The organism is Catenulispora subtropica, assembly GCF_039531675.1.
Classification (GTDB): Bacteria; Actinomycetota; Actinomycetes; order Streptomycetales; family Catenulisporaceae; genus Catenulispora; species Catenulispora subtropica.
The window spans coordinates 85,518-102,687 of the sequence record NZ_BAAAQM010000011.1; the positions used below are offsets into that span (position 1 = coordinate 85,518).

A 17,170-nucleotide genomic window follows, 5' to 3' on the forward strand; every position below is an offset into this window, starting at 1 on the left:
GACGCACTGGCCGACACGTCCGGGCCGGCCGTCCCGAGGCCCCGGCCGGAGTCTCCTGTGAGTCTCAGCGACCGGTGGGCATCGTCACCACGGCTCCGGGCGGCGTCAGCCCCTTGAGGTCGAAACACACTGTGGTCCGCGTCGGCAGTGCGGCCGCCGGCGACGGCAGTGACGGCAGCGACGGCAGGTCGACGGGGACACAGGTCTGGTGGGCGCCGCCCGTCGGCGTCGCGGTGCCGATGACGTCGCCCTGGGTGAGGTCCGAGCCGTCGAGCTGGTCCGCGGAGATCTTGAACTCCTGGCCGGAGATGGCGAAGCTGATCTCGTCGTTCTCCGTGAGGACCTGGTCGGCCGGAGGGGCGGTGATCGTCACCGGCGTTCCCCACTGGCTGAAGTGCACCTCGGTGCGCCCCTTGGGCCGGCGGTCCGACGCGGACTGGAAGACGATCTCGACCGGGAGGCCGGAGGCGTCGAGCCAGACGTCGACGTGGGCGGGGTCGTCGCCGGTGATCTCGCCGGTGAAGCGGGTCGCGTCGACGCCGTCGGCGGTGTCCTTCCCGGTCTGGGTGAACTTGCCCTTGGCCAGTACCTCCTTGACGAAGCTTGCCGGGTCGGACTTCAGCAGCGCGACGACCGATGCGGGCATGGAGTCCTTCGAGTCCTTCGAGCCGTTCGAGTCTTTGGCCGCGCCGCCGGGCATGTCGAACGCGAACCACGCGGCGTGCGGCTTGGCCTTCGACGTGGCGTGGTAGCCCTTCGGCAGCGCGATGTAGACCGTCTTGCCGTCGTAGACGGCGCGGTCGGGGATCATGTCCGCGTCTTTGTCGGCCTTCACGGTCACGTCGCCGCTCAGCGTCGGCGCGAGGCGGACCGAGCCGTCGACCGTCGCGCTGACGTCCCCGGACACCACCACGTGGACGTGGACGGTCTTCGCGGCGACGATCCTCGTCGCGGCGAACTGGATCGCCCCGCCCGGGGACTTGTCGGTGCGCGTCTCGAGTCCGCTCCTGCTGGCGCACCCGGCGGCGACCGCTATGCCGATCGTGACGCAGGCCGCCGCCACGATGGCCTGGAGCGCGTGCCTTCTGCCGTGCTGAGCGCTCTGGCCACGCATCTGGCTCTCCCCGCTTCGCTGGTCGTGATCCCTGGTGGCGCTAGTCGCGAGGGTAGCGCGTCGGGATGGCTCGACGTCACATGACTGATGTGGAGGTTCAGTGCCGCGGCGACAGTGGTGATCGCTGGGGCGCACCGCTTTCCCGGCGATGACGGAAGGAGCCGAGATGCCGGAGAACGAACCAGGGACTGGACCCGATCCCGAACCCGGGAACACGCCGTCCGGCGCTCCCGTGGCACGCCGGACGCTGCTGGGCGTGCTCGGCGCCGGCGCGGTCGGGCTGGCCGCGGCCCCGTATCTGCAGTCGGCCTGGGAAAGCGTGCTGGCCAAGGCGTCGCAGGTCGACCCGACCGGCCTCAGCGGCCTGCTCCCGAACCCCGGAGGCTTCCGCTACTACAGCATCGTCGGCTCGGTCCCGCGCAAGGGCGAGGCCGACTACGAACTCAAGATCGACGGCCTCGTCGACCGGGTGCGGACGTACACGCTCGCGGACCTGCGCGCGCTGCCGCAGACCCGGGTGGTCCACGACGTGCGGTGCACGGACGGCTGGCGGGTCGAGAAGGTGCCGTTCGAAGGCGTGAAGCTCTCCGACCTGCTGGCCGACGCCGGGGTGGCGGCCGGCGGCAAGGCCGTGCAGTTCACCAGCTTCGACGGCGCCTACAGCGAGAACCTCACGCTGGAGCAGGCCCGCCGCCCCGACATGCTCGTGGCGCTGCGGATGCAGGACGCGCCGATCACGCACGAGCACGGCGGCCCGGTCCGGCTGTACGCGGCGCCGATGTACTTCTACAAGTCGGCCAAATGGCTGGCCGGCATTTCGGTCACCGACCGGGTCATCCCCGGGTTCTGGGAGGAGCGCGGGTATGACATCGACGGCTGGCTCGACGACGCCGACAAGCACGACGCCTCCGACAACCACGATGCCTCCGCAGCCTGAACCCGAGGCGGGCTGGCGCCCGGAACGGTGGCCGAAACGGCGCGGCGTACAGCGGTTCACCGCCGCCGAACGCATGGTCCACCGCGCCACCGGAACCCTGATGCTGCTCTGCGTGACCTCCGCGGCCTGCCTCTACTTCGGCCCGCTCGCCCAACTCGTGGGCCGCCGTCATCTCATGGTCACCCTCCACGAGTGGTCGGGCGTCCTCCTCCCGGCGCCCCTCCTCCTCGGCCTGTTCTCCCCAGCCTTCCGCTCCGACCTCCGCCGCCTGAACCGCTTCGCTCCGTACGACCGCCAATGGCTCCACGCCGTCCGCCGCCGCCTGACCGACCCCGCGGACCGTCCCGCGGGCAAGTTCAACGCCGGCCAGAAGCTTTACGCGGGCTGGATCGCCGGCGCCGTACTGGTGATGGCCTTCACCGGCCTCCTGATGTGGTTCATGGCCCTGCTCCCGAGCATCTCCCGCACCAGCGCCATCTTCGTGCACGACATCCTCGCCTGGACCATCGCCATCGTGCTGCTGGGCCACATGCGCAAGGCGTTTCAGGACCCGGAGGCCCGCCGCGGCATGCGGACCGGATCCGTCGACCGGGTGTGGGCGCGGCGGGAGCATCCGATGTGGCTGGCGAAGGAGGAGAACCCGCCTCAGGTCGAGCGTGGCTGAGCGAGGTCCTTGGTCAGGAACACGCGGCTCGTTCCGGGCGGCTCGCAGGACACCTCGCCGAGCGTTTCCCAGCCCTGCTTGCGGTAGAAGTCGGGGGCCTGGAAGCTGATGGTGTAGAGGACGGCGCTGCGGCAACCGCGGGCGCGGGCCTCCTCCTCGGCCCGCCGGAGGATCTCCGTGCCCAGGCCGCCGCCACGCAGGTCGGGCGGCAGGAAGAACAGGTCGACGAAGAACAGGCCGAGGGACGTGCGTCCGGTCAGCCCGCCGACCACCTGCTGCGTGCCGGGGTCGCGGACCAGGACCGCGAGAGGCCTCCGATCGTCGACGCCGGTGGCCTCGACGTTGAAGCGGTCCAGCGCGTCGGAGACCACCGCGGTCTGGGCCGGCGTGGGGGAGTCGGTGACGATGAGATCTGCCCTGTTCACACCCCGCAGGCTAGAACCGGGACGCTTCGATGGCGGTCGAAGGATCATCGGCGAGAATCGAAGGATGGACGACGAGCGCGCAGGTCGGAACCCGCGCCGGGACCCGGGCCCGGCCACGGGCCAGGACGTGGGTGTGGACCTGGCAGCCGTGGCCCGCCTCCTGGCCGACGGAACCCGGGCGGCCATCTGCCTCGCCCTCCTCGACGGCCGCGCCTGGACCGCGACGGAGCTGGCCCGCTACACAGCCGTCACCCAGCCCACCGCGACCTCCCACCTGAACCAGCTCGTCAACGGCGGCCTCCTGGTCGAAGAACGCCACGGCCGCCACCGCTACCTCCGCATCGCCGACCACAGGGTGATGGAACTGATCGAAAGCCTCGCCGAACTGGCCCCGCACCACCCGGTCCGACCCCGCTCCCTGACCGTCGCCACCCGTCAACAGGCCCTCCGCGACGCCCGCCTCTGCTACGACCACCTGGCCGGCACCCTCTCCGTGAAGATCACCGACGCCATGGTCACCCGCGGCCTGCTCGACTGGGAGCCCGAGCCGAAGCTGACCGACGCGGGCACGGATCGGCTCGCCGCCGTCGGCATCACCCTGTCGCCTTCACGCCGCCCCCTCGTGCGCTCCTGCCTGGACTGGACCGAACGCCGCCCGCACCTGGCCGGCGTCCTCGGCGCGGCGCTGTGCGCCCATGCGCTGGGCGCCGGCTGGGTCACGCGGATCGGTTCGACGCGCGCTCTCGCTGTGACCCCGGCGGGGCGGCGGGCACTGCATGAGCATCTCGGTCTGCCGGAGTGACCGATCTTTGATCGGCTTCCGGCGCAGCGTCGCTTGTCATGGGCAGTGACGAGAGGGCGAGCGGATCTTGCGGGAATCGCTGCCGCAGCACCTCGTCGAAGCCGACGACCCGCCACCCGCCGTCGGCCACGAGCCGATCATCGGTGTAGTACGGGAAGGGGCGGACCCGCCGATCGGCCGCCGCCTCAGGGGTCGGAACCCGACGACGCCCACCGCGCCTGTCCTTGAGCGTGATATCCGAGTCCCGCAACAAGCGGGCCATCAGCAATACCTACCGTCGCGAAACCACTGATTCAGACCTAGTGGTCCAGACCCTTGACGACACTGTCGCCCGGCAGTTCAATCTGGGCGTAGAAGAGGGTGGAGAAAAGGGCGGCATCGATCCCCACCGATCAGGCCCTGATCAGCTGCGAACACCTACACACCTTTCACCGCAAGGGGTGCCCCGTGTTCGAAAACTCTCCACAGCCGCGTCGGGTGTCCGGCGGGAGGCGACGGCGCTTCAGGGCCCTGATCTCCGGAGTCGGCGCCGTGGTGCTGGCCGGGTCCGGGATGGCGCTCGTCGGTGCGCCGGCTGCGCATGCCGCGAACGAGTCGGTCGGGATCTGGCTGACCACCACCAGTGACTCCGGGGGGCGGAACGTCACGCGGGGGTTGCAGCAGCAGGCTCCGATCTCGTTCAGTGCCGGTACGAGCAGCGCCGGTCAGGCTGTCACGGTCGATGAGAAGACCCGCTATCAGCAGTTCACCGGTGCCGGTGCGTCCTTCACCGACACGGCGGCGTGGCTGATCAACAGCAGTGGTGCGCTGTCCGCCAGTACTCGCAACACCTTGATGAACAACCTGTTCAGTCCGAGCGCGGGCATCGGGTTGGACTTCCTGCGCAATCCCATGGGTGCCTCCGATCTCGCGCGGTACAGCTACACCTACGACGACATGCCCGCCGGGCAGACCGACCCGTCGATGGCGCACTTCTCCATCAGCCACGACCTGGTCGACGTGCTGCCGCTCACCAAGCAGGCGCGGACGCTCAATCCCGATCTGAAGGTCATGGGTACGCCGTGGACGGCGCCGCCGTGGATGAAGGACAGCGGTGCGTACAGCCAGGGTTGGCTGCAGGCGCAGTACTACGCCGCCTATGCGCAGTACTTCGTGAAGTACATCCAGGCCTATCAGGCCGAGGGTGTGCCGATCGACTTCGTCTCGGTGCAGAACGAGCCCACGTGCTGCTCCGGCTATCCCTCGATGCAGTGGAACGGATCAGGGCTCGACTACTTCACCGGCACCGACCTGCTTCCGGCCTTCCATGCCGCGGGCCTGTCGACGAAGGTCCTCGCCCTGGACTGGAACCCGGACACGTACGCCTCCTACGGTGCGCCCACCGTCGACGACTCCGCGGTCCGCGACGACCCGCTGTTCGGCGGCATCGCGTGGCACGGCTACGGCGGCAGCGTCACCACTCAGACGGACGTCCACAACCAGTACCCGTCGACGGACGCCTATGACACCGAGCACTCCGGCGGCACCTGGATCGGCAACCAGCAGCAGGAGGACATGAACAACATCATCGACTACACCCGCAACTGGGGGAAGTCGGTGGTGAAGTGGTCGCTGGCGGTGGACCAGAACATGGGTCCGCACAACGGCGGCTGCGGGACGTGCACCGGGCTGGTGACGGTCCACAACGGTGACGGCGTCAGCGGGCAGGTCGACTACAACATCGAGTACTACGACATGGGCCAGCTGACGAAGTTCGTCCGGGCCGGCGCCTATCGCATCGCCTCGACCGCGAACAGCAGCGTGCCCAACGTCGCGTGGCAGAACCCTGACGGCTCCAAGGCCGTGGTCGCGTACAACGAGTCGGGGAGCACTCAGACCTTCACGGTCAACTGGGGTAACGAGCACTTCAGCTACCAGCTGCCGGCCCAGACCTCCGCGACCTTCGTCTGGAACGGCACCCAGGGCACCGGCGGTGGCGGCGGCCCGACCGGCCAGATCGTCGGCTACGGCGGCAAGTGCGTCGACGTCGCGGGCGCCGGCTCGGCGAACGGCACGGCGGTCCAGCTCTACGACTGCAACGGCACCAGCGCCCAGCAGTGGACCATCGCCTCCGACGGTTCGATCCAGGCCCTCGGCAAATGCATGGACATCACCAGCGCGGGCACCGCCGACGGCACGCAGGTCCAGCTGTACGACTGCAACGGCACCGCCGCGCAGAAGTGGCAGCATCAGGGCAACGGCGAGCTCGTCAACCCGAACTCGGGACGCTGCCTGGACGCCACCGGCCCGAGCTCGGCGAACGGGACCAGGCTGCAGATCTGGGACTGCTTCGACTCGGCGAACCAGCAGTGGACGCTGCCGACGTGACACTGACCTGACCCGACGCACGAAGAACCAGGGCTCGGCGACTTTGCTCGCCGAGCCCCGAGTACGAGGGTCTCGACGGCGCCCGTCACCGGATACGTCATCGACGGCGGCCTCCACGTCGACGGCACTGGTCCAGGGCGACCTCGGCCCTGGTGCGGGCGACGACGTCCACGTCGCCGACATCGGTCTGCGCCACGAGCGCATGACCGAGCGGATCCTGCAAGGGCAGCCGGTGGTGCGCAACCGGGCGCACCGTCGCCGTGCTGGAGGAGTGGCCGCAGAAGCAGGTTCGCTGTCAGCGCCCGTCGTGCTCGACCGAGATGCGGCGGTCGGCTTCGGCGATGGCGACGTCGTTGATCGAGGCGAAGCGGCGGCTCATGAGCCCGTCGGGCGTGAACTCCCACTGCTCGTTGCCGTAGCTGCGCCACCATTGGCCGCCGGCGTCGTGCCACTCGTACTCGAAGCGAACCGAGATGCGGTTCCCGGTGTACGCCCACAACTCTTTGCGCAGGCGGTAGTCGAGCTCGCGCTCCCACTTGCCGCGCAGGAACTCGACGACCTCGGCGCGGCCGCGCAGGAACGTGTCGCGGTTCCGCCACTCGGTGTCCTCGGTGTAGGCCAGCGCGACCTTCTCCGGGTCCCTGGTGTTCCAGGCGTCCTCGGCCATCTGGACCTTCTGGCGTGCGGTCTCTTCGGTGAACGGCGGCAGCGGTGGGCGCTGTGACATGGGACGCTCCTCTCCGGCAGGTTGAGAACGATCGTTCTCGACCTGAGTGGCTAGACTAGGGGAACGATCGTTCTCGGCGCAACCGGCACGCGTCCGCACGACCGATCCGCACGACCGACGGGACCAGAAAAGGGAGGCTCCACCGATGTCCGACCGGGCGGCCGACGTCGAACAGGCCCTGGAGGCCGCCGAGCGGCTCTTCAACGCCCGCGGCGTGCAGTCCGTGGGCATGGACGCCATCCGGGACGCGTCCGGTGTCCCGCTCAAGCGCCTGTACCGCGAGTTCCCGTCGAAGGCGGAGCTGCTGCACGCGGTCCTGGACCGCCGTGACACCGAGGTCCGCAGCGCCGTCACAGGATTCGTCGACTCGCACGCGGGGTCCGGCTCTCCTCGCGACCGCATCCTCGCCGTGTTCGACTATCTCGCGGAGTGGTTCGCCGAACCGGACTTCCGCGGCTGCATGTTCCTCAACACCGCGGGCGAACTCGGTGGAACCTCGGAGACCGTCCTGTCCGTGGGCCGCCGTCACAAACTCGCCCTCCGCGACTACCTCGCCGGCCTCGTCGCCGAGGCGGGCCTGCCCGAGGCCCTCGCCGACCAGCTGATGGTCCTGGCCAACGGGGCGATGGCGACCGCGGCGCTCCAGGGGACACCGGACGCCGCCGTGCACGCGCGCGCGGCGGCGGCGGTGTTGGTGGCCGCGTAACCCCTACGGGCCCTTACGACGCGGATTCGGCCACACCCGGCTTCGGACGCACCCACGTGGCGAACCGCTGAATGTCGACTCCGACGTCCGCGGCGTCCGTGGCATCCGCAGCGCGCTCGGCGAACGCGCGGGGGCCGTGGCCGGCGAGGGTGCCGGTTGGCGTCGGTGCGGTGATCAGCCGGAAGAACCCCTGGCGGCCGACTCCGCTGCCAGGGGTTCACCACACGTGTGCGACGCGCGACGCGCGACTTTCTCAGAGCGCAGCTTCGAGAACAGCCTGAAGAGCCTTCGTCCGCTCCTCGACGTGGTGCGTGTTCGTGTCTGACTTGTGGTCGAACGTCAGCACACCGTCCGCGAGGACGATCCCTGACGGGCTGAAGTACTCACCGCTGTTCCTGATGACGACCTTCGCCAACCCCTCGCGCAGCGCTTCCTTGCCCATGTCGTCGGCCGCGATCGCGCTCACCGCGTCCAGCAGCGGCTGGAAGAACACCTGGGGGAAGTACTCGGCGTAGCTGTCGGCGTAGTCGGGAACGGCCAGCTCGTCCCACGCCACCTCGATCGGCACGTCGAACCCCGCCGCCTCGTCGATGCGCGCCTTCCAGCCGGGGTAGTCCTCGTTCTTGAACCGCTCGGCGCTGCGGCGTTCTGCCAGGCCCATCCAAACCTCCATATGGGTGTTTCGCTGTTGTGTCGTGAGTGCAAAGCGCGGATCTTCCCGGTGCTCGCAGTGCTCGCACGGCAGCCGAGTTTCGCGCTCTCCTCAACGGCCCCACAACGGCGGAACCACGTAGCCGACCACGCAATCGCGCGGACGCCGCGTACCGCGCGTCACTCGGCCCCGAGCGGGCGCGACGCGCGGCGGACGTCGAGCAGCGCGCGGGTCAGCGCGGCGCGGTTCGGCACGTCGAGCTTGCGGTAGATCTGCCGCAGATGCGACTCCACGGTCCGCACGCTCAAGAACAACTGCTCAGCGATGGCGGTGTTGGTCATGCCCGTGCTCACCAGGTCGGCGATCTCGCGTTCGCGCGCGGTCAGCGGTGTCGCCGTCGACTGCTGATGCGCCTGTGCGTCGGCGAGGGCGGCCAGGCGAGACCGGTACCGCGCGACCTCTGTCGCCAGGCGTACCGAGCCGATGTGCTCGGCCAGCAGAGAGACCCGGTCCAGCCAGCCCGCCACGAGATGAGTGTGCCCCGCTTGGAGCGCGAACCCGGCCGCGGCGAGCAGCGTTCGGCAGACCTCGATCCGCTCGCCGCGTGCCGTGAACTCCCGGAGCGCTTCGTGCGCCCGCGTCAGTGCCGCCTCGTGATCGCCGCGTGCGGCGTGCGCCCACATCCCGGCGCGCACCGCGAACGCGCGCAGCGTGGACGGCTGTTGTGGCGAACTCTCGGCGAGGGCGGCCCAGTGGTCGGCATCCGTGCTGTCACCTACCGCCAGGGCGGCCTCGGCCAGGGTGTCGCACCACCGGGGGCGGCGCCACGGGCTGATCCCCGCAAGGTCCTCGCCGGCGGCTTCGAGCAGGAGCGAGCGCGCGCGCCCGGGGTCGCCGGTGAACAGCACCATCTCGGCGTGGAAACAGCGGACGGCCACGGCCCAGCTGGTGGACGAGTCGCCGGCGAGGGCGAGGGTACGGTCCACCTCCAGGCGCATCTGCTCGGCGTCGCCCGGTTCGTCGCGCCAGTACAGCGCGGAGGCGCGCACGTTCGCGGCGATCGCCTCCTCGGACGGGTTGGCGCCGTGCCCCCCGAGTTCCCGGCTCCGCTGGGCGACGCGCTCCAGGGTGATCAGCGCCGGGCCCAGTCTGCCGAGCCGGCATCGGGCGTTGGCCAGGACGGTGAGCAGCCCGGCGTCGAGGTAGGTCTGGCCGGTGCGGCGGCCCAGGGCCTCGGCCCGGGCCAGGTGGCGTTCGCTGTCGGCCAGCCGGCCGAGCAGCCCCTCCGTCATGCCCAGTTGCAGCGACGCGCCGAGATTCGTCAGCAGGGTGGAGTCGGGGGCGGCGTCGACGAGTTCCGCCGCTCGGGCGGCGCGGGCCACGGCGGTGGCCTCGTCGCCGGTGAACAGGTGGCCCAGAGCCGACTGCGCCAGGGCGTGCGCCTCGCCGACGCGGTCGCCGTGCCGGTTGGCGATGGCCGCGGCGGTCTCGGCGTGCAGTCGGCAGTCCTCGTAGTTCTGCACGTCGTACGCGGCGTCGGCCAGTTCGGCGTGCAGGGCGGCGGCGGTCGCCGAGTCGGTCTCGGCGAGGGCCGCCAGACCGGAGCGGGCCAGGGCGCCGGCCTCCACGTGCCGGCCGAGACGGCGCTCGATCCGGCTGGAGTCCAGGGCGGCGCCGCCGGGGCGGTCCGGTCCGGCCGAGCGGAGCGCGTCGAGCAGGGCGCGGCCCTCGGAGAGCTCTCCGGACAGCAGCCGGGCGCGGGCGAGCAGCACGTGCACCTCGTGCGCGTGGTCGTGGCCTTCGCGCAGCAGCGGCAGGGCGGCCTGAAGGTATTCGGCCGCGGTGGCGGGCGAGCTGTAGAGCGCGCCGCGGGCCGCCGAGATCAGGGTTGTCAGATGCTCGGGGTTCCGCGGGTCCGCGGCCCGGGTCACGTGCCGCGCGCGCTGGGCCACCGGCGCGCCGTCCTCGGCGAGCGCGTCCGCCGCTCGGCGGTGCAGCGCGAAGCGGAGGCTGGGCTCCAGACGTTCGTACACGGCCTCGGCGACCGCCCGGTGCCGCAGCGCGAGGTGGGGGCCGCGCTCGGCCGGGCGGATCAGGTCGACGCGGGTGAGCCGGTCGAGCGCGCGGACCGCCGCGGTCTCGTCGAGCGGGGCGACGGCGGCCAGCAGCGCCACCGGGAACGGTTCGCCGAGCACCGCCGCGGCCCGCACCGCGGCCAGCGCCTCGGGGTCCAGACCGGTCAGCTCCCCGAAGATCGAGGCGCCGGCCTCGGCGGTGGCGCCGGTGTCGCGCAGGGCACACAGCACCTTGATGTACTGCGGATTCCCCCCGGCCTCGCGATGGATCTCGTCGGCGTCCGGGCGTTCGCCGAGCAGGCCCGCGGCCTCTTCGCGGGTGAGCGGGTCCAGCGGCGCGAGCCGCAGCAGGCCGGCCGAGGCGTCGGCGAGCGCGGCGGCGGGCCAGGGCGCGAGCTGACGCCGCCGGTAGGCCAGCACGCACAGCACCGGCCCGCTCGCCGCGCAGCGCAGCAGCCGGTCGGCCAGGCCCGCCTCGTCCGCGCCGAGCAGATGCAGGTCGTCCACGGTCACCAGCACCGGCCGCCCGGCGTCGGCGTGCGCGCGGACGGCGTCGACGACGTGCGCGTAGGCGGCCCTGATGTCAGGGCTCTGGGACAAATCCGCGCCCCGGGCGGCGACCACCGCCACGCCCGCCGCGCGGGCCGTGTCCGCGGCCACCCAGAGCAGCGCGCTCTTCCCGATGCCCGGCTCGCCGGCCAGCGCCAGCGCCGCCCCCGAGCCGGCCCGCAGCTCGTCGAAGGCCGATCGCAGCACCCGCAGATGCCGCTCCCGGCCGATCAGAGTGTCGACCACGCGGGTGAGCCTACGGCCTGGGCGGCGGCGGTGCCGCGGCCCGGGCCCTTGACGCGGCCGGGCGGCGGCGTCAGGCTCGGCTATATCAGAGCTCTGTGAAACTGCGGGGGTCGGGCCGCCGGAGGGTCCTCGGGTAGGTCCGCCGGACCTGGCGGCAATGTCAGCCGATCGACGGAGCGAGGTACTCCAGCGCGTAGCCGTCGCCGGAGGGAGTCACGCGGGCGATGCCGGGCGAGTCGAGGTGTGCGCCGGCTACGAAGTGATGTGGCCGGGCCAGGCGCTCCAGGAGCGTCGCCCGGGCGGCGCGGGCCTGCGCCTGGTTGCCGTCGAACTCCCAGGACACGTTCGGCCGCTCGAATTGAAGGGTCGGCACGTGAACGGTGTCGCCCCAGACGAGAAGGCGGCCGGTCCCGCTCGCGACCTCGTAGACGGTGTGACCGGGCGTGTGGCCCGGGGTCGGGATCGCAGTGGTCCAGTCGTTGATCGCGACCTCCTGCGTCACGGGGACGACCCGGTCGCGCAGCGGCTCGAGCCGTCCGGTGAACACCGAGGCGTCGCCCGCGCCGATCCACACGCGCCGGAGTCCGGTGAACGCCTCCGCGCCGTCCGGCGTGATCAGGCCGCTCACGTGGTCTTCGTGGTTGTGGGTGATGGCCACGTCGGTGATGTCGGCGGGGTCGATTCCCGCTTCGTCGAGCGCCTCGTAGATCAACCCCATGGTCGGGTCGTGCCAGACGTCGGACGCGCCGGTGTCGATGAGCACCGACCGCGTGCCGTCGGTGACGAAGAAGGCGTTGACGGACAGCCGCAAGTCGCCGCCGGCCAGCGGGACGGCGGCCGGCAGCTCGGCTAGCGCGCACCCCTCCTCGTCGCGCAGCCGGGTCGGCGGCATGTCGATGTATCCGTCGCGCAACGAGATCACCCGCAGATCGCCGAATTCGAACGTGGCATGGTGCCGGCCGCGTGAGATCAAACGCATGGAACCTCCCGGTGTCGTCGGGCACGCATCGCGTGTCTCCGATAGAAGACTGAATCTTCTTTAGAAGAAACCATACACTGGGGTGAGGGGATAGGCATCGATCGAGGAGCGCGATGGTCGGGCAGGACGGCAACGCGGCCGAACCGGAGCAGGGCGACGACCTGGCCGGCGCCTTCGGCGGCAACGTGCGGCGACGCCGCGAGGAGGCGGGCCTGACGCTGGAACAGCTGTCCACCCGGTCATCGGTCAGCCGGGCGATGCTGTCCAAGGTCGAACGCGGTGAGAAGAGCCCCACGATCGGCGTCGCGTCCCGCATCGCCCACGCCCTCGACGCGTCGCTGTCGGACCTGATCGGTGCGCCGGCCGCCGCGGCCTCCGGTGTGGCCGTCGTCATGCGCAAGAAGGAGCGTCCCGTCTTCCGCGACCCGGAAACCGGCTTCGAACGGCACATGGTGTCAGCGGCCCCCGGCGCGGGAGGAGCCGAGATGGTCGTCCACCACCTCCCCGCGCAGGTCTCCACCGGGCTGCTGCCCGCCTATCCGCCGGGTACGGAGAAGCAACTGGTGGTGCTCGAAGGCACCCTCACCGTCGCGATCGGCGGAATCAGCGAGACCCTGAACACAGGCGATTCCCTGTTTCTCCAGGCCGACGCGGACCACGGCTTCGCCAACCGGACAGACGCCCCCTGCGAATACATCATGGTCATCTCGCGGAGAACCTGACCGGCGCGATTCCGTCGCCAGGCCTCGATTCAGCGGAGACGCGATCAGATGCCTTGCCTTGCCTTGCCTTGCGCCTGCGGTGCCGTCCCGACCGGTCCACGCCCCCGAAAGACAACGACTGCTTCTACTACGACCACAACCATGGGGTGGTCCTGCTCATCAGCGTCAACAGCAACCTGGGGACATTCGGATGCTCGTGGCGCCGGTGCGAGGTCAGGCGGGCATGGGGAGCAGCATGACGGGTGTGGTGGTGGGCTGGGCCGAACCACCGGCCGGTTCGACGGTCAGTCCGATGGTCTGGGCGTCGCCCAAGCCGTGAGCGAGAACCGAGTTGGAGGCCTCGGTACCGGTAGGCAGCAGACCGCCGGAGCGGATCCCGGATGGTCCGATCATCCACAGCTGGTAGGTCCTGCCCGGCGCCGGCTGGCTCAGACCGTTGATGGTGATCGCGGCTTCGTCGCGGGAGCGGGACACGAGCACCATTCCGGTGCCGCCGGTGCGCACGGCGACGCTGTCGGTGCGGGCATCCGGTGCGGACAGCAGCGTGGAGATCCCCGCGTCGCGCTGGCGGGACTGGTCGATCTGGTGCTGCTGGTCCTGGACCCGGACGCCGAGGACCGCAACGACGGCGGCCAGCCCGGTGGCCAGGCCCCAGCCGGCGGCGGTGAACCAGCGCCGCCGTGGCCGGGCGGCGATCCGCGCCGGTACAGGCGCGACCACCGGCGGGATCTGGCGGGTGACGGCGATCCGGGCGTCGACCGCGGTTTTCAGCCGGGCCGGCGGGGCCTGGGCGGTGGCGGCGGCCAGCAGAGCCGTGGTCTCCCGCAGTTCGGCGACCTCGGCGGCGCAGGTGGCGCAGCGTGCCAGGTGGTGTTCGAAGGCGTCACGTTCGGCAGGCTCCAGCGCGTCGCAGACATAGGCGCCGGTCAGCGAGTGGACCTCCGGGTCCATGGTGCTCATCCTGTCACCCCCAGGCAGTCTCGGAGCCGGGCCAGACCGTCGCGCAGACGGGTCTTCACGGTGCCCAGCGGAGTGTCCAAAAGGCGTGCCACCTGCGAATAGGTGTAGCCGCCGTAATAGGCCAACGTCACCGACTGGCGCTGCAACTCCGTCAGGCCCTCCAGGCAGCGGCGCACCCGCTGCCGGTCGAGGCTGGCTTCCACGGCCTCGGCGACCTGGTCGAACGGCATCTCGGCCATCAGTGCCGCGGCCCGGGACTCGCGCCGGACCGCGGCGTCGACCGAGCGGACCCGGTCCACCGCGCGGGCGTGCGCCATGGTCAGGGCCCAGGCGCGGGCCGAGCCGCGGGTCGGGTCGAACCGGCTGGCGGTGCGCCAGATCTCGACCAGGACCTCCTGCGCCACCTCCTCGGCCTGGGCCGGGTCGCGTACCACCCGCAGGGCTACGCCGAGTACCGGCCCGGCGAGCTGTTCATAGACTGCGTCGAAGGCCTCGCGGTCACCGAGGGCGACACGATGCAAGTGCGCCTCCAGCGTCGCAGACTCCTCGGCTGCCGCCTTGGAGCCGGTACGTCCGAGCATCGGCTGTCGTCTCCAGTCATGGAAGCCGTCGGCGGCACGTGGGTGTGCCCGTCCCAATTCCTGCCTCACGGCTGCTATTCGACGCCGAAGTCGTGCCGGATTGGTCCTGGCGTGTCCGGGCTTACCGCCGACATCGTCATCCGACCGAGTGATGAGCTTCCTCCTGTCCAATCCTTGCCGCGGACGGCTCCGAACGGCGTGCATGAAGCGCTTCGGGAGGACGATCGGCACGATGCTGGCGCGAGCTCTGCCCGGTGCGGTGATCGGGCTGATCACCGCCGGTCTGGCGGTCGGTGCGGGGGAGCTGATCGCGGCCTGGTCCGGGCCGCAGACCGCGCCGGCGATCGCGGTCGGTTCGGCGGCGATCGACCTGACGCCGACCCCGCTGAAGGAGTTCGCGGTCCGCAACTTCGGGACCGGCGACAAACTGGTCCTGCTCACGGGCATCTACACCACGCTGGCCGCGATCGCGGTCGCCGCCGGGATCCTGGCCCTGCGCCGCCTGAGCATCGGGGTGGCGCTGGTGGTGCTGTTCGGGGCAGTGGGCGCCTGGGCTGCGCTGTCGCGCCCCACATCCAAGACCGCCGACGTGTGGCCGTCGATCCTGGGCGGCGGGGTGGCCGCAGCGGCGATGGCCTTGCTGGTCCGCAGTTATCAGGCATGGCGCGGGACCGAAAGCGGCGGCGGGGCGGCGGAATCGGCGGCGTCGAGACTGCCGGTCTGGGCGCGGGACCGTCGCGGCTTCCTGATGTTGGCCGCCGGCACCGCCGGCGCGGCCGCGGCGACCGGATTCGTCGGGCACAAGGTGGTGGACCAGCGATACAACGTCGCCCTGAAACGCTCCCGGGTGCGGATCCCGGCTCCGGCGACCCGCGCGCCCGCGATTCCGCCCGGGGTGCATCCGAACGTCGCCGGGTTGTCGGAGTTCATCACGCCGAACTCCGGCTTCTATCGTGTCGACACCGCGCTGGTGCTGCCACAGGTCGACCCGGACGCCTGGACGCTGCGGATCCGCGGGATGGTCGACCATCCGCTGGAGCTGTCGTTCGCCGATCTTCTGGCCCGGCCGCTGATCGAGCACGACCAGACCTTGTCGTGTGTCTCCAACGAGGTCGGTGGACCGTACGTGGGGACCGCGCGCTGGATCGGCGCCTCGCTCGCCGACCTGCTGCGGGAGGCCGGCGTTCAGCGTGGTGCCGACCAGCTGGTGGGCCGCTCCGTCGACGGGATGACCATCGGCACCCCGATCGAGTCGGTCCTCGATGGCCGGACGGGCCTGTTGGCGGTGGCGATGAACGGCGAGCCGCTGCCGATCGCGCACGGCTTCCCCTGCCGCATGCTGGTTCCCGGCTTCTTCGGCTATGTGTCGGCCACCAAGTGGCTGGTCGACTTGGAGCTGACGACGTTCGCCGACTACGACCCCTACTGGGTCGAACGGGGCTGGTCGAAGATCGCGCCGGTGAAGACCGCTTCCCGCATCGACGTCCCCAAGCCGTTCGCCCGCGTCCCGGCCGGACCGGTGACGGTCGCCGGCGTCGCCTGGGCCACCCACCGCGGCGTCGACGCCGTCGAAGTCCGCACCGACGGCGGACCCTGGATGCTCGCCCGTCTGGCCGTCGCCGACACCCCCGACACCTGGCGGCAGTGGACCTGTGATCTGGCTCTGCCGCCCGGCCTGCACAAACTCGAAGTCCGGGCGACCGACGCCACCGGCGCCGTGCAGCCCGAACAGCGCGCCGACACCTTCCCCGACGGCGCCACCGGCTGGCACTCGGTGGTGATCACCACGATCTGACAGCCGGCGTGAACAGGTCGGCCGAAGTCACGAAAAACACCGACCAATCCGAATACCGGACGGCCACGAATAGCAACCGTCAGCAGGACCCGGACAACCTCTCAATCAAGGAGCTGAACATGTTCTCCCCCCGCAGCAAGACCGCCGCCGCTCTGCTGTGCTCGGCGGTCATCGCCGTGAGCGCGAGTGCGTGCAGCAGCAGCACCAGCAAGACGGCCGCCGCCTCGGCCGCATCGTCGTCCTCGAGCATGGCGCCGACCGGCGGGTCCTCCAGCTCCTCCTCGGACATGACCGCGAGCGCGGCCTCGGCGCCGTTCGGCGCCGCCTGCTCGGCGGTGCCCACGTCCGGTCCGGGCAGCTTCAACGGCATGGCCACCGCCCCGGTCGCCACCGCCGCCTCGAACAACCCGGTCCTGTCCACGCTGGTCACCGCCGTCAAGACCGCGGGTCTGGTCGACACCCTGAACACGGCCCAGGGCGTCACCGTGTTCGCCCCGACCAACGACGCCTTCGCCAAGATCCCGGCCGACACCCTCAAGGCCGTCCTGGCCGACAAGGCCAAGCTCACCAAGATCCTGACCTACCACGTCGTGTCCGGCAAGCTGTCCCCGGACCAGCTGGCCGGCACCCACACCACCCTGGAGGGCGGCACGCTGAACGTCACCGGCTCCGGCCAGTCCTTCCAGGTCAACGGCGCCAACGTGGTCTGCGGCAACGTGCAGACCGCGAACGCCACCGTGTACATCGTCGACACGGTCCTGATGCCGCCGGCCAGCTAAGGGTCAGGCGCTCCATCCGCGATCATGCGGTGAACGGCTGGTGATGAGCCGTTCACCGCAATCGCTGTTCCTCCCTCAGACCGACCCCGA

Annotated in this window: 16 protein-coding genes; 8 read left to right on the forward strand and 8 right to left on the reverse strand. The window is 70.8% G+C overall.

Going from position 1 to position 17,170, the window contains the following annotated elements; all coding sequences use genetic code 11:
- Positions 1-64: 64 nt before the first annotated feature.
- Positions 65-1,114: a hypothetical protein gene (locus tag ABD466_RS12190; protein WP_344657094.1), complete on the reverse strand. Its 1,050-nt coding sequence runs from the start codon at positions 1,112-1,114 to the stop codon at positions 65-67.
- A gap of 166 nt (positions 1,115-1,280) precedes the next feature.
- Here ABD466_RS12190 and ABD466_RS12195 point away from each other — a divergent pair, with 166 nt between their 5' ends.
- The gene (locus ABD466_RS12195; protein ID WP_344657095.1) at positions 1,281-2,051 is read left to right on the forward strand and encodes a molybdopterin-dependent oxidoreductase; all 771 of its coding nucleotides are present in this window, start codon (positions 1,281-1,283) and stop codon (positions 2,049-2,051) included.
- Positions 1,978-2,715, forward strand: coding sequence for a cytochrome b/b6 domain-containing protein (locus ABD466_RS12200; protein WP_344657096.1), 738 nt, complete (start codon positions 1,978-1,980; stop codon positions 2,713-2,715). Before ABD466_RS12195 ends, ABD466_RS12200 begins: the two co-directional genes overlap by 74 nt.
- Here the strand turns inward: ABD466_RS12200 and ABD466_RS12205 are convergent.
- The gene (locus tag ABD466_RS12205) at positions 2,697-3,140 is read right to left on the reverse strand and encodes a GNAT family N-acetyltransferase (protein ID WP_344657097.1); all 444 of its coding nucleotides are present in this window, start codon (positions 3,138-3,140) and stop codon (positions 2,697-2,699) included. The genes ABD466_RS12200 and ABD466_RS12205 overlap by 19 nt on opposite strands.
- A gap of 64 nt (positions 3,141-3,204) precedes the next feature.
- Between ABD466_RS12205 and ABD466_RS12210 the strand changes: the two genes are divergently transcribed.
- Positions 3,205-3,942: an ArsR/SmtB family transcription factor gene (locus ABD466_RS12210; RefSeq protein ID WP_344657098.1), complete on the forward strand. Its 738-nt coding sequence runs from the start codon at positions 3,205-3,207 to the stop codon at positions 3,940-3,942.
- A 552-nt stretch (positions 3,943-4,494) separates the two neighbouring features.
- Positions 4,495-6,309 carry a ricin-type beta-trefoil lectin domain protein gene (locus ABD466_RS12215; protein WP_344657177.1) on the forward strand — a complete coding sequence of 605 codons (1,815 nt, stop codon included), beginning with the start codon at positions 4,495-4,497 and terminating at the stop codon, positions 6,307-6,309.
- A gap of 295 nt (positions 6,310-6,604) precedes the next feature.
- Here the strand turns inward: ABD466_RS12215 and ABD466_RS12220 are convergent, their stop codons facing one another.
- The gene (locus ABD466_RS12220; RefSeq protein ID WP_344657099.1) at positions 6,605-7,036 is read right to left on the reverse strand and encodes a nuclear transport factor 2 family protein; all 432 of its coding nucleotides are present in this window, start codon (positions 7,034-7,036) and stop codon (positions 6,605-6,607) included.
- A 145-nt stretch (positions 7,037-7,181) separates the two neighbouring features.
- On the opposite strand from ABD466_RS12220, the gene ABD466_RS12225 reads away from it, so the two are divergent.
- Positions 7,182-7,742 (forward strand): TetR/AcrR family transcriptional regulator, encoded by a 561-nt coding sequence (locus ABD466_RS12225; RefSeq protein ID WP_344657100.1) that lies wholly within the window; start codon positions 7,182-7,184, stop codon positions 7,740-7,742.
- Positions 7,743-7,995: 253 nt separating this feature from the next.
- Here the strand turns inward: ABD466_RS12225 and ABD466_RS12230 are convergent, their stop codons facing one another.
- From ABD466_RS12230 to ABD466_RS12240, 3 genes are all read right to left on the reverse strand, one after another.
- On the reverse strand, positions 7,996-8,403 hold the full coding sequence (locus ABD466_RS12230; RefSeq protein WP_344657101.1) for a hypothetical protein: 408 nt from the start codon (positions 8,401-8,403) through the stop codon (positions 7,996-7,998).
- Between the two features lie 170 nt (positions 8,404-8,573).
- Positions 8,574-11,264 carry a LuxR C-terminal-related transcriptional regulator gene (locus ABD466_RS12235; protein ID WP_344657102.1) on the reverse strand — a complete coding sequence of 897 codons (2,691 nt, stop codon included), beginning with the start codon at positions 11,262-11,264 and terminating at the stop codon, positions 8,574-8,576.
- Positions 11,265-11,424: 160 nt separating this feature from the next.
- Complete coding sequence (locus tag ABD466_RS12240; RefSeq protein WP_344657103.1) at positions 11,425-12,243, reverse strand: MBL fold metallo-hydrolase; 819 nt, start codon at positions 12,241-12,243, stop codon at positions 11,425-11,427.
- A gap of 113 nt (positions 12,244-12,356) precedes the next feature.
- On the opposite strand from ABD466_RS12240, the gene ABD466_RS12245 reads away from it, so the two are divergent.
- Positions 12,357-12,965 carry a helix-turn-helix domain-containing protein gene (locus tag ABD466_RS12245; RefSeq protein ID WP_344657104.1) on the forward strand — a complete coding sequence of 203 codons (609 nt, stop codon included), beginning with the start codon at positions 12,357-12,359 and terminating at the stop codon, positions 12,963-12,965.
- A 213-nt stretch (positions 12,966-13,178) separates the two neighbouring features.
- Here the strand turns inward: ABD466_RS12245 and ABD466_RS12250 are convergent, their stop codons facing one another.
- Positions 13,179-13,925 carry an anti-sigma factor gene (locus tag ABD466_RS12250; protein ID WP_344657105.1) on the reverse strand — a complete coding sequence of 249 codons (747 nt, stop codon included), beginning with the start codon at positions 13,923-13,925 and terminating at the stop codon, positions 13,179-13,181.
- A complete protein-coding gene (gene sigK, locus ABD466_RS12255) occupies positions 13,922-14,506 on the reverse strand; it encodes an ECF RNA polymerase sigma factor SigK (RefSeq protein ID WP_344657106.1) in 585 nt (194 codons plus the stop codon). Before sigK ends, ABD466_RS12250 begins: the two co-directional genes overlap by 4 nt.
- A 232-nt stretch (positions 14,507-14,738) precedes the next feature.
- Here sigK and ABD466_RS12260 point away from each other — a divergent pair, with 232 nt between their 5' ends.
- Entirely contained in the window at positions 14,739-16,301 is a 1,563-nt protein-coding gene (locus tag ABD466_RS12260) for a molybdopterin-dependent oxidoreductase (protein ID WP_344657107.1), read from the forward strand.
- A 119-nt stretch (positions 16,302-16,420) separates the two neighbouring features.
- Positions 16,421-17,080 (forward strand): fasciclin domain-containing protein, encoded by a 660-nt coding sequence (locus ABD466_RS12265; RefSeq protein WP_344657108.1) that lies wholly within the window; start codon positions 16,421-16,423, stop codon positions 17,078-17,080.
- Positions 17,081-17,170 lie beyond the last annotated feature (90 nt).